This window comes from Agrococcus sp. Marseille-P2731 (assembly GCF_900117395.1).
GTDB lineage: Bacteria > Actinomycetota > Actinomycetes > Actinomycetales > Microbacteriaceae > Agrococcus.
Map to the genome: position 1 here is coordinate 191,631 of NZ_FPEG01000001.1, position 13,810 is coordinate 205,440.

Annotated in this window: 9 protein-coding genes and 2 pseudogenes; 7 read left to right on the top strand and 4 right to left on the bottom strand. The window is 74.5% G+C overall.

The window, feature by feature from the left end:
* Positions 1-74: 74 nt before the first annotated feature.
* From hutI (BQ6202_RS00990) to hutH (BQ6202_RS01000), 3 genes are all read right to left on the bottom strand, one after another.
* Positions 75-1,223 carry an imidazolonepropionase gene (hutI, locus tag BQ6202_RS00990; protein ID WP_234946102.1) on the bottom strand — a complete coding sequence of 383 codons (1,149 nt, stop codon included), beginning with the start codon at positions 1,221-1,223 and terminating at the stop codon, positions 75-77.
* Between the two features lie 61 nt (positions 1,224-1,284).
* A complete protein-coding gene (hutU, locus tag BQ6202_RS00995) occupies positions 1,285-2,940 on the bottom strand; it encodes a urocanate hydratase (protein ID WP_072312807.1) in 1,656 nt (551 codons plus the stop codon).
* A complete protein-coding gene (gene hutH / locus BQ6202_RS01000; protein WP_083586798.1) occupies positions 2,940-4,571 on the bottom strand; it encodes a histidine ammonia-lyase in 1,632 nt (543 codons plus the stop codon). The genes hutU (BQ6202_RS00995) and hutH (BQ6202_RS01000) overlap by 1 nt, the downstream gene beginning before the upstream one ends.
* A gap of 107 nt (positions 4,572-4,678) precedes the next feature.
* Here hutH (BQ6202_RS01000) and BQ6202_RS15245 point away from each other — a divergent pair.
* Positions 4,679-5,368: pseudogene (locus BQ6202_RS15245) on the top strand (IclR family transcriptional regulator); the annotation flags it as partial.
* A gap of 42 nt (positions 5,369-5,410) precedes the next feature.
* On the opposite strand, the pseudogene BQ6202_RS15250 reads toward BQ6202_RS15245, so the two are convergent.
* Positions 5,411-6,067: pseudogene (locus BQ6202_RS15250) on the bottom strand (IclR family transcriptional regulator); the annotation flags it as partial.
* 92 nt (positions 6,068-6,159) lie between these two features.
* Here BQ6202_RS15250 and hutH (BQ6202_RS01010) point away from each other — a divergent pair.
* The 6 genes from hutH (BQ6202_RS01010) to BQ6202_RS01035 all read left to right on the top strand — a co-directional run bounded on the left by hutH (BQ6202_RS01010) (position 6,160) and on the right by BQ6202_RS01035 (position 13,797).
* Positions 6,160-7,791, top strand: a complete 1,632-nt coding sequence (hutH, locus tag BQ6202_RS01010; RefSeq protein ID WP_083586798.1) for a histidine ammonia-lyase — start codon at positions 6,160-6,162, stop codon at positions 7,789-7,791.
* Complete coding sequence (hutU, locus tag BQ6202_RS01015; RefSeq protein ID WP_072312807.1) at positions 7,791-9,446, top strand: urocanate hydratase; 1,656 nt, start codon at positions 7,791-7,793, stop codon at positions 9,444-9,446. Before hutH (BQ6202_RS01010) ends, hutU (BQ6202_RS01015) begins: the two co-directional genes overlap by 1 nt.
* Before the next feature lie 61 nt (positions 9,447-9,507).
* Positions 9,508-10,656 (top strand): imidazolonepropionase, encoded by a 1,149-nt coding sequence (gene hutI / locus BQ6202_RS01020; RefSeq protein WP_234946102.1) that lies wholly within the window; start codon positions 9,508-9,510, stop codon positions 10,654-10,656.
* An 81-nt stretch (positions 10,657-10,737) separates the two neighbouring features.
* Positions 10,738-11,883, top strand: a complete 1,146-nt coding sequence (locus BQ6202_RS01025) for a type III polyketide synthase (RefSeq protein ID WP_072312805.1) — start codon at positions 10,738-10,740, stop codon at positions 11,881-11,883.
* Positions 11,884-11,902: 19 nt separating this feature from the next.
* The gene (locus BQ6202_RS01030; protein ID WP_234946083.1) at positions 11,903-12,622 is read left to right on the top strand and encodes a methyltransferase domain-containing protein; all 720 of its coding nucleotides are present in this window, start codon (positions 11,903-11,905) and stop codon (positions 12,620-12,622) included.
* Entirely contained in the window at positions 12,619-13,797 is a 1,179-nt protein-coding gene (locus BQ6202_RS01035; protein WP_072312804.1) for an FAD-dependent oxidoreductase, read from the top strand. The genes BQ6202_RS01030 and BQ6202_RS01035 overlap by 4 nt, the downstream gene beginning before the upstream one ends.
* The last annotated feature ends 13 nt before the right edge of the window (positions 13,798-13,810 follow it).

Consider the following 13,810-nt stretch of genomic DNA (forward strand, 5'->3'; position numbering starts at 1 on the left):
GGCTATTGGGGGACACTGTGCGTTTCCCACAGCGCGGCCCCTCCGCGGCGCCGCACCGCGAGGTGGACGAGCGCTCAGAACGCACGCGCACCTGCGCGCCACACCGCGTGCACGAGCGGCACGCCGGGGCGATAGGCCAGGTGCGAGACCGAGGGCGCGTCGAGCACCTGCACATCGGCCCTGGCACCGGGTCGGATGCGCCCCACCGGCAGCAGGGCACGTCCCGATCGGTCGGTGCTCGGCTCGTCGAGGCCGAGCGCGATCGCGCCGCCCAGCGTCGCGGCGCGCACCGCCTCCTCGATCGTCAGGCGCATCTGCAGCACGGCGGTCGCGACGCAGAACGCCATCGACGTCGTGTAGCTCGTGCCGGGGTTGCAGTTGGTGGCGATCGCGACGACAGCGCCGGCGTCGAGCAGGCGCCGCGCCGGCGCGAGCGGCATGCGCGTCGAGAGGTCGCACGCGGGCAGCGCGGTGGCGACCGTGCCACGTCGGCCCGCCGCCGCGCCGTCCCAGGTCGCCGCGAGCATCCGCACCTCGTCGTCGTCGAGGAACGCGACGTGATCGACGCTCGCCGCGCGCAGCTCGACGGCGAGCCGCACGCCCGGGCCGGGCCCCAGCTGGTTGCCGTGCACGCGCAGCGCCAGTCCGCGGGCCCGCGCCGCCTCGAGCACCCTGCGCGACTGCGACTCGTCGAACGCGCCGCGCTCGCAGAAGACGTCGACCGCGTCGACGTGCGGCTCTACCGCGTCGAGCATGTCGCCGGTCACCAGGTCGAGGTAGTCACCGGGCTCGGAGCCCTCCGGCACGAGGTGCGCGCCGAGGAACGTGACCGAATCGGCGCGCGCGCCGGCGAGCCGGGCGCTCCGCAGCTCGTCGGCGACGGTCAGCCCGTAGCCCGTCTTCGTCTCGAACGCGGTCGTGCCGCCGCGCAGCATCTCATCGGCCAGGCGATCGAGGTTGGCCGCGAGCGCCTCGTCGCTCGCCGCTCGCGTCGCGGCGACCGTCACCCCGATGCCGCCGGCGGCATAGGGCTCGCCCGCCATGCGCGCCTCGAACTCGGCGGAGCGATCGCCGGCGAAGAGGAGGTGCGTGTGGCTGTCGACCCATCCGGGCAGCACCGCCCGCCCGCCCACGTCGACCGAGACGTCGGCGGCCGGGGCGGCCCTCGCCTCGCCGACCCACGCGATCGCGTCGCCCTCCATGACCAGCGCGGCGCCGTGCATCCGCCCCCGGTCGTCGTTCGTCGTGAGCTCGCCGATGCCGGTGAGCAGCGTGGACGCCACCTCAGCCCCGCCGCATGGGGATCGCCACGTCGTGGGCCTCGGCGAAGGCGGTCGCCTCGTCGTAGCCGGCGTCCACGTGGCGGATCACGCCCATCTCCGGATCGTTCGAGAGCACGCGCGCGAGCTTCTCGGCGGCGAGCGGCGTGCCGTCGGCCACCGTCACCTGGCCGGCGTGGATCGAGCGGCCGATGCCGACGCCCCCGCCGTGGTGCAGCGACACCCAGCTCGCGCCGGACGCCGTGTTGACGAGCGCGTTGAGCAGCGGCCAGTCGGCGATCGCGTCGGAGCCGTCGCGCATCGCCTCGGTCTCGCGGTATGGGCTCGCGACCGAGCCCGAGTCGAGGTGGTCGCGGCCGATCACGATCGGCGCGCTCAGCGTGCCGTCGGCGACCATCTCGTTGAAGCGCAGGCCCGCGCGGTGGCGCTCGCCGGCGCCCAGCCAGCAGATGCGGGCGGGCAGGCCCTGGAACTGCACGCGCTCCTGGGCAAGGCGGATCCAGCGGTGCAGGTGCGCGTCGTCGGGGAAGAGCTCGAGGATCGCCTCGTCGGTGCGACGGATGTCCTCGGGGTCGCCGGAGAGCGCCACCCAGCGGAAGGGACCCTTGCCCTCGCAGAAGAGCGGGCGGATGTAGGCGGGCACGAAGCCGGGGAAGGCGAAGGCCTCGTCGAAGCCGCCGAGCTTGGCCTCTGCGCGGATCGAGTTGCCGTAGTCGAAGACCTCGGCCCCCGCCGCCTGGAAGCCCACCATCGCCTCGACGTGGCGCGCCATCGATGCTCGAGCCCGCTCGGTGAAGCCGTGCGGATCGCGCTCGCGCTCGGCGTGCCAGTCGTCGAAGGCGACGCCGCTGGGCAGGTACGCCAGCGGGTCGTGCGCGCTCGTCTGGTCGGTCACGATGTCGATCGGCGCACCCATCGCGAGCAGCTCCGGCACGACGTCGGCCGCGTTCGCGTGCAGGCCGATGCTCAGCCCGCGGCCCGCGTCCCGCGCCTCGACGGCGCGCGCCAGCGCATCCGCCACGTCGCTCGCCTCGACGTCGAGGTAGCGGTGCTCGATGCGCCGCTGGATGCGGCTGCGGTCGACCTCGACGCAGATCGCGACGCCGTCGTTCATGGTGACCGCGAGCGGCTGCGCCCCACCCATGCCGCCGAGGCCCGCGGTGAGCGTGATGGTGCCGGCGAGGCTCTCGCGGCCGAGCTTCGTGGCCACCGCCGCGAAGGTCTCGAAGGTGCCCTGCAGGATGCCCTGCGTGCCGATGTAGATCCAGGAACCGGCGGTCATCTGTCCGTACATGGTGAGGCCAGCGGCTTCCAGCCGCCGGAACTCGGGCCACGTCGCCCAGTCGCCCACGAGGTTCGAGTTCGCGATCAGCACGCGCGGTGCCCACGGGTTCGTGCGCATGACGCCCACCGGGCGACCCGACTGCACCAGCAGCGTCTCGTCGTCCTCGAGGTCCCTGAGCTCGCGGACGATGGCCTCGAAGCTCGCCCAGTCGCGCGCCGCCTTGCCGGTGCCGCCGTAGACGACGAGCTCGTCGGGGTGCTCGGCGACCTCGGGGTCGAGGTTGTTCATGAGCATCCGCAGCGCGGCCTCCTGCTGCCAGCCCTTCGCCGTCAGCTCGCTGCCGCGCGCTGCGCGGACGGTGCGTGCGCCTTCCATCATCGGTCTCCTTCGGTCTGCGCCGACGACGTCGTCGTCTCGGCGGTGTGCGTGCGGTCGCGGCGAGCGGCCCAGGCCTCGACGGTGTCGAGCAACCCCGCCTCGATGAGCGCAGCCCCGCCGACGGTGAAGGCGAGGGATGCCTCGATGTCGCGGGCGAGGAACCGGTCCGGCCCGATGCCGGGCACCAGCGCGCGCAGGCCCGCGATCACGCGTCCCGTGCGGGGGCCCGGTGGTGCGTCGCGCAGCTCGATGCCGCGCGCCGCCGTCATCAGCTCGATCGCGAGCACCCGGCCGAGCCCGTCGACTGCGCGGCGCAGCTTGCGGGCGGCGCCCCAGCCCATCGACACGTGGTCCTCCTGCATGGCGCTCGAGGGGATCGAGTCGACCGATGCCGGTGCCGCGAGCCGCTTGAGCTCTGAGACGATGCCGGCCTGCGTGTACTGCGCGATCATGAGTCCGGAGTCGACGCCCGGGTCGTGGGCGAGGAACGGCGGCAGGCCGAAGCTGCGGGCCGGGTCGAGGAAGCGGTCGCTGCGGCGCTCGCTCATGGAGGCGACGTCCGCGATCGCGATGGCCAGGAAGTCGAGCACGGCCGCGATGGGCGCGCCGTGGAAGTTGCCGTTCGAGACCACCCGGCCGTCGGCGAGGACGACGGGGTTGTCGATGGCGCTCGACAGCTCGATCTCCGCCACGCGCGCCGCGTGCGCCGCGGTGTCGCGGGCGGTGCCGTGCACCTGCGGGGCGCAGCGGAGCGAGTAGGCGTCCTGCACCCGGGTGTCCTGCGGACCCTTGTGGCTCGCGACGATCGGGCTGTCGGCGAGCAGCGCTGCGATGTTCGCCGCGCTGGCGACCTGCCCGGGGTGTGGCCGCAGCGCCATGAGCTCCGGCGCGAAGGGCGCATCCGTGCCGAGCAGTCCCTCGACGCTCATCGCGGCGGTGAGGTCGGCGGTGTCGAGCAGCTTGTCGAGGTCGGCGAGCGCGAGGCACAGCATCGCGAGCATGCCGTCGGTGCCGTTGACGAGCGCGAGGCCTTCCTTCTCGGCGAGCACGACCGGCGTGAGGCCGGCCTCCGCGAGCGCCGTGGCCGCATCCATCGTCACCACCTCGCTCGTGCCGGGCTCCGCGCCCGCGCGGTCGACCTGCACGATGCCCTCCCCCATCGCCGCGAGCGCGACGTGCGAGAGGGGCGCGAGGTCACCGGAGCAGCCGAGCGAGCCGTACTCCCCCACGATGGGCGAGATGCCGGCGTTGAGCATGCCGGCGTAGAGCTCAGCCGTCGCGCGGCGGATCCCCGTGCGGCCCGTCGCGAGCGTCTGCAGCCGCAGCAGCATGAGGCCTCGCACGACCTCGCGCTCGACCGCCTCGCCGCTCGAGGCGGCGTGCGAGCGGATGAGCGACTGCTGCAGGCGGGTGCGGTCGGCGGGAGCGATCGCGGTGTTCGCGAGCGCACCGAAGCCGGTCGAGATGCCGTAGTGCGGATGCGGGTCGGCGGCGAGCCCGTCGATCACCCGACGTGCGTCGTCGATGCGGGCGAGCGCGGTGGCACTGAGCTCGACGCGCGCGTCGAAGCGTGCCACCTGCACCACGTCGTGGCGGGTGAGCGGGGAGTCTCCGATGACCACTGGCATGGCCCCATTCCACCGCTCGGGCCGTGCCGACGCATCCGCCTGCGCCATACTCATGTCTGAGATCTCAGACGAGGCGGACGAGGGGCGGGCGCATGGCGGTGCCGCGGATGCCCGCAGCGCGCAGCGCACTGCGGGTGCTGTCGCTGCTGGCGGAGCAGGCGGGGCCGGTGCGCGCCTCGACCATCGCGCGCGAGCTCGGGCTGCCGCGCTCGAGCGCCTACCAGCTGCTGCAGGTCATGCGGGACGAGGGCTTCCTGGTGCACTACCCAGAGCTGGGGGCATGGGGCCCGAGCGCCCGCGTGCAGCAGATCGGCTCGCGCGTCGCCGCCGCGACGAGGCTCGAGCGGCTCGCCCAGCCCGTGCTCGACCGGCTCGTGCGAGCGTCGCCGGTGCCGGCCACGAGTCATCTCGCCGTGCTCGCCGGCAGCGACGTCGCCTATGCGGGGCGCGGCGCCGGGCCACGCTCCCCGGCGACCGTGTCGCGCGTCGGGGTGCGGCTCCCCGCGGTGCGCACCGCGACGGGCAGGGCGATGCTCGCAGCGCTCGGGCCCGACCAGGTGCGCGCGCTGATCCCCCACGACCGCGACCTGGTGGGTGAGCAGCCCTCGACGCGCGCCGCGCTGGCGTCGATGCTCGCCGCCGCGCGCCGCCGCGGCTGGGCGGTCGAGGACGGCGAGGTGGATCCCGCCTACGCGTCGGTCGCGGCCGCTGCTCGTGACGCCGCGGGCCAGCCGGCCGCAGCGATCGGACTGACGTTCCGCATCGCGGACCTCGCGCCCGACGCGCGCGCCGAGCTCGGCGCGCGCGTCGGGCGCGAGGTCCGCGATGCGGAACGTCAGTCCGATCGCTGCGGCCGGCTGGCCCGCGGCGTCACGAGCAGCGGCCGCGACCGACGCGTAGGCGGGATCCACCTCGCCGTCCTCGACCGCCCAGCCGCGGCGGCGCGCGGCGGCGAGCATCGACGCCAGCGCGGCGCGCGTCGAGGGCTGCTCACCCACCAGGTCGCGGTCGTGGGGGATCAGCGCGCGCACCTGGTCGGGCCCGAGCGCTGCGAGCATCGCCCTGCCCGTCGCGGTGCGCACCGCGGGGAGCCGCACCCCGACGCGCGACACGGTCGCCGGGGAGCGTGGCCCGGCGCCGCGCCCCGCATAGGCGACGTCGCTGCCGGCGAGCACGGCGAGATGACTCGTGGCCGGCACCGGCGACGCTCGCACGAGCCGGTCGAGCACGGGCTGGGCGAGCCGCTCGAGCCTCGTCGCGGCGGCGACGCGCGAGCCGATCTGCTGCACGCGGGCGCTCGGGCCCCATGCCCCCAGCTCTGGGTAGTGCACCAGGAAGCCCTCGTCCCGCATGACCTGCAGCAGCTGGTAGGCGCTCGAGCGCGGCAGCCCGAGCTCGCGCGCGATGGTCGAGGCGCGCACCGGCCCCGCCTGCTCCGCCAGCAGCGACAGCACCCGCAGTGCGCTGCGCGCTGCGGGCATCCGCGGCACCGCCATGCGCCCGCCCCTCGTCCGCCTCGTCTGAGATCTCAGACATGAGTATGGCGCAGGCGGATGCGTCGGCACGGCCCGAGCGGTGGAATGGGGCCATGCCAGTGGTCATCGGAGACTCCCCGCTCACCCGCCACGACGTGGTGCAGGTGGCACGCTTCGACGCGCGCGTCGAGCTCAGTGCCACCGCGCTCGCCCGCATCGACGACGCACGTCGGGTGATCGACGGGCTCGCCGCCGACCCGCATCCGCACTACGGCATCTCGACCGGCTTCGGTGCGCTCGCGAACACCGCGATCGCTCCCGCCGACCGCACCCGCCTGCAGCAGTCGCTCATCCGCTCGCACGCCGCCTCGAGCGGCGAGGCGGTCGAGCGCGAGGTCGTGCGAGGCCTCATGCTGCTGCGGCTGCAGACGCTCGCGACGGGCCGCACGGGGATCCGCCGCGCGACGGCTGAGCTCTACGCCGGCATGCTCAACGCCGGCATCTCGCCCATCGTGGGGGAGTACGGCTCGCTCGGCTGCTCCGGTGACCTCGCGCCCCTCTCGCACGTCGCGCTCGCGGCGATGGGGGAGGGCATCGTGCAGGTCGACCGCGCGGGCGCGGAGCCCGGCACGAGCGAGGTGGTGACGATGGATGCGGCCACGGCGCTCGCGGAGGCCGGCCTCACGCCGGTCGTGCTCGCCGAGAAGGAAGGCCTCGCGCTCGTCAACGGCACCGACGGCATGCTCGCGATGCTGTGCCTCGCGCTCGCCGACCTCGACAAGCTGCTCGACACCGCCGACCTCACCGCCGCGATGAGCGTCGAGGGACTGCTCGGCACGGATGCGCCCTTCGCGCCGGAGCTCATGGCGCTGCGGCCACACCCCGGGCAGGTCGCCAGCGCGGCGAACATCGCAGCGCTGCTCGCCGACAGCCCGATCGTCGCGAGCCACAAGGGTCCGCAGGACACCCGGGTGCAGGACGCCTACTCGCTCCGCTGCGCCCCGCAGGTGCACGGCACCGCCCGCGACACCGCGGCGCACGCGGCGCGCGTGGCGGAGATCGAGCTGTCGAGCGCCATCGACAACCCCGTCGTCCTCGCCGACGGCCGGGTGGTCTCGAACGGCAACTTCCACGGCGCGCCCATCGCGGCCGTGCTCGACTTCCTGGCCATCGCGATCGCGGACGTCGCCTCCATGAGCGAGCGCCGCAGCGACCGCTTCCTCGACCCGGCCCGCAGCTTCGGCCTGCCGCCGTTCCTCGCCCACGACCCGGGCGTCGACTCCGGACTCATGATCGCGCAGTACACGCAGGCCGGCATCGTCTCAGAGCTCAAGCGGCTCGCGGCACCGGCATCGGTCGACTCGATCCCCTCGAGCGCCATGCAGGAGGACCACGTGTCGATGGGCTGGGGCGCCGCCCGCAAGCTGCGCCGCGCAGTCGACGGGCTCGGCCGGGTGCTCGCGATCGAGCTGATGACGGCGGCGCGCGGCATCGAGCTGCGCGACGCACCACCGGGCCCCCGCACGGGACGCGTGATCGCGGGCCTGCGCGCGCTGGTGCCCGGCATCGGGCCGGACCGGTTCCTCGCCCGCGACATCGAGGCATCCCTCGCCTTCACCGTCGGCGGGGCTGCGCTCATCGAGGCGGGGTTGCTCGACACCGTCGAGGCCTGGGCCGCTCGCCGCGACCGCACGCACACCGCCGAGACGACGACGTCGTCGGCGCAGACCGAAGGAGACCGATGATGGAAGGCGCACGCACCGTCCGCGCAGCGCGCGGCAGCGAGCTGACGGCGAAGGGCTGGCAGCAGGAGGCCGCGCTGCGGATGCTCATGAACAACCTCGACCCCGAGGTCGCCGAGCACCCCGACGAGCTCGTCGTCTACGGCGGCACCGGCAAGGCGGCGCGCGACTGGGCGAGCTTCGAGGCCATCGTCCGCGAGCTCAGGGACCTCGAGGACGACGAGACGCTGCTGGTGCAGTCGGGTCGCCCGGTGGGCGTCATGCGCACGAACCCGTGGGCACCGCGCGTGCTGATCGCGAACTCGAACCTCGTGGGCGACTGGGCGACGTGGCCCGAGTTCCGGCGGCTGGAAGCCGCTGGCCTCACCATGTACGGACAGATGACCGCCGGTTCCTGGATCTACATCGGCACGCAGGGCATCCTGCAGGGCACCTTCGAGACCTTCGCGGCGGTGGCCACGAAGCTCGGCCGCGAGAGCCTCGCCGGCACCATCACGCTCACCGCGGGCCTCGGCGGCATGGGTGGGGCGCAGCCGCTCGCGGTCACCATGAACGACGGCGTCGCGATCTGCGTCGAGGTCGACCGCAGCCGCATCCAGCGGCGCATCGAGCACCGCTACCTCGACGTCGAGGCGAGCGACGTGGCGGATGCGCTGGCGCGCGCCGTCGAGGCGCGGGACGCGGGCCGCGGGCTGAGCATCGGCCTGCACGCGAACGCGGCCGACGTCGTGCCGGAGCTGCTCGCGATGGGTGCGCCGATCGACATCGTGACCGACCAGACGAGCGCGCACGACCCGCTGGCGTACCTGCCCAGCGGCGTCGCCTTCGACGACTGGCACGCCGAGCGCGAGCGCGATCCGCACGGCTTCACCGAGCGGGCTCGAGCATCGATGGCGCGCCACGTCGAGGCGATGGTGGGCTTCCAGGCGGCGGGGGCCGAGGTCTTCGACTACGGCAACTCGATCCGCGCAGAGGCCAAGCTCGGCGGCTTCGACGAGGCCTTCGCCTTCCCCGGCTTCGTGCCCGCCTACATCCGCCCGCTCTTCTGCGAGGGCAAGGGTCCCTTCCGCTGGGTGGCGCTCTCCGGCGACCCCGAGGACATCCGTCGCACCGACGAGGCGATCCTCGAGCTCTTCCCCGACGACGCGCACCTGCACCGCTGGATCCGCCTTGCCCAGGAGCGCGTGCAGTTCCAGGGCCTGCCCGCCCGCATCTGCTGGCTGGGCGCCGGCGAGCGCCACCGCGCGGGCCTGCGCTTCAACGAGATGGTCGCCGACGGCACGCTGAGCGCGCCGATCGTGATCGGCCGCGACCACCTCGACTCGGGCTCGGTCGCGAGCCCATACCGCGAGACCGAGGCGATGCGCGACGGCTCCGACGCGATCGCCGACTGGCCGCTGCTCAACGCGCTCGTCAACACGGCGTCCGGCGCGAGCTGGGTGTCGCTGCACCACGGCGGGGGCGTCGGCATCGGCCGCTCGATCCACGCCGGCCAGGTGACGGTGGCCGACGGCACGCCGCTCGCCGCCGAGAAGCTCGCGCGCGTGCTCTCGAACGATCCGGAGATGGGCGTGATCCGCCACGTGGACGCCGGCTACGACGAGGCGACCGCCTTCGCCGAGGCCCACGACGTGGCGATCCCCATGCGGCGGGGCTGAGGTGGCGTCCACGCTGCTCACCGGCATCGGCGAGCTCACGACGAACGACGACCGGGGGCGGATGCACGGCGCCGCGCTGGTCATGGAGGGCGACGCGATCGCGTGGGTCGGCGAGGCGAGGGCCGCCCCGGCCGCCGACGTCTCGGTCGACGTGGGCGGGCGGGCGGTGCTGCCCGGATGGGTCGACAGCCACACGCACCTCCTCTTCGCCGGCGATCGCTCCGCCGAGTTCGAGGCGCGCATGGCGGGCGAGCCCTATGCCGCCGGCGGCATCGGGGTGACGGTCGCCGCGACGCGAGCGGCGAGCGACGAGGCGCTCGCGGCCAACCTCGATCGCCTGGCCGATGAGATGCTGCGCGGCGGCACGACCGCGTTCGAGACGAAGACGGGCTACGGGCTGACCGTCGCCGACGAGCTGCGGAGCGCCCGGCTCGCCGGCGCGCGCGCCGATTCGGTCACGTTCCTCGGCGCGCACCTCGTGCCGGAGGGCTCCGAGCCCGGTGACTACCTCGACCTGGTGACCGGCGACATGCTCGACGCGGTAGAGCCGCACGTCGACGCGGTCGACGTCTTCTGCGAGCGCGGCGCGTTCGACGAGTCGCAGTCGCGCAGGGTGCTCGAGGCGGCGCGGGCCCGCGGACTGGCGCTGCGCGTGCACGGCAACCAGCTGGGGCCCGGCCCGGGCGTGCGGCTCGCCGTCGAGCTGCGCGCGGCGAGCGTCGATCACGTCGCGTTCCTCGACGACGACGAGGTGCGGATGCTCGCGGCGACCTGGGACGGCGCGGCGGCGGGCCGACGTGGCACGGTCGCCACCGCGCTGCCCGCGTGCGACCTCTCGACGCGCATGCCGCTCGCGCCGGCGCGGCGCCTGCTCGACGCCGGCGCTGTCGTCGCGATCGCCACCAACTGCAACCCCGGCACGAGCTACACGACGTCGATGGCGTTCTGCGTCGCGACCGCCGTGCTGCAGATGCGCCTGACGATCGAGGAGGCGGTGCGCGCCGCGACGCTGGGCGGCGCGATCGCGCTCGGCCTCGACGAGCCGAGCACCGACCGATCGGGACGTGCCCTGCTGCCGGTGGGGCGCATCCGACCCGGTGCCAGGGCCGATGTGCAGGTGCTCGACGCGCCCTCGGTCTCGCACCTGGCCTATCGCCCCGGCGTGCCGCTCGTGCACGCGGTGTGGCGCGCAGGTGCGCGTGCGTTCTGAGCGCTCGTCCACCTCGCGGTGCGGCGCCGCGGAGGGGCCGCGCTGTGGGAAACGCACAGTGTCCCCCAATAGCCTCGCCTCATGACGGTGACGATCCGAGGCCTCTCGACGCTGGTGCCTACGACGGGGCTCTCGCAGCCCGAGGTCGCGGAGGTGTTCGCCGCGCAGCCGGGGCTCACCCGGCTCGGGCAGCGACTCGTGAGCACGTCCTTCGGCGTCTCGGGCATCGAGCGCCGCTACACGGTGATCGACGAGCTGACCTTCGACGGGCCCGTGGCCTCCGAGCCCGAGTTCTTCGACCGCGAGTCGGGCCTGCTGCTCGATCCGGGCACGCGCCTGCGCAACGACCGCTACGCGCTCGAGGCGACCAAGCTCTACGTCGGCGCCGGTCGCGCGGCGCTCGATGCGGTGCCGGATGTGGCGGCCAAGGACGTCACGCACGTCATCACCGTCTCGTGCACCGGCTTCTACGCGCCCGGTCCCGACTTCGTGGTCGCGCGCGACCTGGGCCTGCGCCCCGGCGTGCAGCGCTACCACCTGGGCTTCATGGGCTGCTACGCCTCGCTGCCTGCGCTGCGCCTGGCGAGCCAGCTCTGCGAAGCCGATCCCGCGGCGGTGGTGCTGGTCATCAGCGTCGAGCTGTGCACGCTGCACCTGCGCACGTCGAACGACCCCGACACGATCGTCGCGACCTCGCTCTTCGGCGACGGCGCCGGCGCGGCCCTGGTCACCGCGCGGCCGCCGCAGGACGGGGAGCGCGCGCTGCAGCTCGACGGGTTCGCGACCCGCACGACGCCCCGGGGCGAGGGCGACATGGCGTGGAAGATCGGCGACCACGGCTTCGAGATGGTGCTCTCCAACGCCGTGCCGTCGCTCATCGGCGAGCACGTCACCGGTGCGATCGCGCCGCTGCTCGAGGCAGAGCCGCAGCTGAGCGCCGCGCTCGCCGAGGGTCGCGCGGGCGAGCCGATCGAGCACTGGGCGATCCACCCGGGCGGCCGGAGCATCCTCGACAAGGTGGAGGCGACGCTCGGCCTCACCGAGGCGCAGCTCGTGCCCGCCCGCGAGACGCTCCGCGACTACGGCAACATGTCGAGCGCCACCGTGCTGTTCGTGCTGCAGCGCATCCTGAGCGACGAGTCCGCGCAGGACGGCGACCGGGTGGCGGCGATGGCCTTCGGGCCGGGGCTCACCGTCGAGTCGGCGCTGCTGACCGTCCGGGCCTGAGCTGGCGATGCTCTCGGGCATGCGGATGCTGTCGAGCCTGCGGGAGCGCGACCCGGGCGCGCACGAGCTGATGGACGACGCGGACTGCGACCCCGTGACGCTCGCCCGCACCTTCGACCGCTTCGCGATCGTGAACGCGGTCGTCTCCGACCAGCGCTCGCTGTACCGTCGCTGGATCCGGCCGCGGCTGAGGGGCGGCGAGGCCCTCCGCCTGCTCGACGTCGGCACCGGGGGCGGCGACCTCCCGCGTCGGATGCTGCGCTGGGCCGAGCGAGACGGCGGCGGGCTGACGGCGGTCGGCATCGATCCCGATGAGCGTGCGATCGCCGCTGCTCGCGCGCAGCCGCCGCTCGCGGGGCTCGAGCTGCGCCGGGTCTCGACCCGCGAGCTCGTCGCGACCGGCGAGCGCTTCGACCTCGTCGTCTCGAACCACGTGCTGCATCACCTGACGGCAGCAGAGCTCGGCAGCATCCTGGTCGACTCCGAGCGGCTGACGGCGCCCGGTGGCGCGGTCGTGCACGGCGACATCGCGCGCTCGCCGCTCGCGTACGCGGCCTTCGCCGCGGCGACGCTGCCGCTGCAGCCCACGCTGCTGCGCGACACGCTCATCCGCGTCGACGGGCTCGCGTCCATCCGGCGCAGCCACACGGCGGCGGAGCTCGCGCCGGCCATGCCGCCTGGCTGGACGGCGCGCTCGCGACCGCCGGCGCGCCTCGAGCTCAGCTGGCGCGCGCCGTGACGGGCCGGCGCGCGAGCGCGCCGGCCTCGCGGCACGATGTCGCGATCGTCGGTGCCGGTGCGGTCGGCCTGCTGCTGGCCTGCCTGCTCGCGCAGCGCCAGCTCGACGTCGTCGTGCTCGAGCGCCGCACCGAGCCCGCATCGGTCTCGCGCGCGTTCGGCATCCACCCGCCCGGCATGCTGGCGCTCGACGCCGCCGGCGTCGGCGATGCGGTGCGGGCGGAGGCGCTCGTGATCCGATCGGGTGCGGCGCTCAGCGGCGGCCGCCGGCTGGGGCGCCTCGACTTCGGCGACCGCGCCATCCACGCGCTCCCGCAGGAGCGCACGGAGGCGCTGCTGCGGGAGCGGTTGGCGGCGCTCGCGCCCGCGGCGCTGCGCGCGGGCGCCGAGGTCACCGCGCTGCAGCAGCACCCCCGGGGCGTCGAGCTGGCACTGGCGTCGGGCGGACGCGTCGATGCGCGCTGGGCGGTCGGCGCCGATGGCGTGCACAGCCGGGTCCGCGACCTGCTGCACATCGAGCGCACCGAGCGGCGCGGGGGCGCTGGCTATGCGATGGCCGATGTCGACGCGCCCGAAGCCGCTGGGGACGCGGATCCAACCGGGGCCTCCGCGCTGCTGCACCTGGAGCCCGGCGGCGTCATCGAGTCGTTGCCGCTGCCGGGGGGTCGGCGACGGTGGGTGGCGCGGCTCGCATCGCCCGAGGAAGAGGTGTCGGCGGGACGGCTCGAGCAGATCCTCGGCGAGCGGCTGTCGATGCCGGGTGGCGGGCGGGCGGTCGAGCGGCTGCCGGAGGGCACGGTGCCCAGCGCCTTCCGCGCTCGGCAGCGCATGGCGAAGCGGTTCGAGAGCGGCCGGGTGGCGCTCGCGGGCGACGCCGCGCACGAGGTGAGCCCGATCGGGGGCCAGGGCATGAGCCTCGGCTGGCTGGACGCCCTCGCGCTCGACCGAGCGATCGCCGACGCGTGGGTCGACGACGTCCCAGCGCCCTTCGGCCGCTATGCGAGGGAGCGTCGCCGCGCCGCCGCCCTCGCGATGCGTCGCGCCGCGTGGAACATGGCGATGGGCGCACCGGCGGGCCCTGTGCTGCACGCCGCTCGGCTGACGCTCGCGCGCACCCTCGTGCTGCCGCCGAGCAGGGCAGCGCTCGTCGCAGCGTTCACGATGCGCGGGCTCTGAGCGCAGCGGCCGC

Coding starts and splice junctions, on each gene's coding strand:
- hutI (WP_234946102.1), bottom strand. CDS start 1,223: ATGCACGGCGCCGCGCTGGTCATGGAGGGCGACGCGATCGCGTGGGTC.
- hutU (WP_072312807.1), bottom strand. CDS start 2,940: ATGGAAGGCGCACGCACCGTCCGCGCAGCGCGCGGCAGCGAGCTGACG.
- hutH (WP_083586798.1), bottom strand. CDS start 4,571: ATGCCAGTGGTCATCGGAGACTCCCCGCTCACCCGCCACGACGTGGTG.
- hutH (WP_083586798.1), top strand. CDS start 6,160: ATGCCAGTGGTCATCGGAGACTCCCCGCTCACCCGCCACGACGTGGTG.
- hutU (WP_072312807.1), top strand. CDS start 7,791: ATGGAAGGCGCACGCACCGTCCGCGCAGCGCGCGGCAGCGAGCTGACG.
- hutI (WP_234946102.1), top strand. CDS start 9,508: ATGCACGGCGCCGCGCTGGTCATGGAGGGCGACGCGATCGCGTGGGTC.
- BQ6202_RS01025 (WP_072312805.1), top strand. CDS start 10,738: ATGACGGTGACGATCCGAGGCCTCTCGACGCTGGTGCCTACGACGGGG.
- BQ6202_RS01030 (WP_234946083.1), top strand. CDS start 11,903: ATGCGGATGCTGTCGAGCCTGCGGGAGCGCGACCCGGGCGCGCACGAG.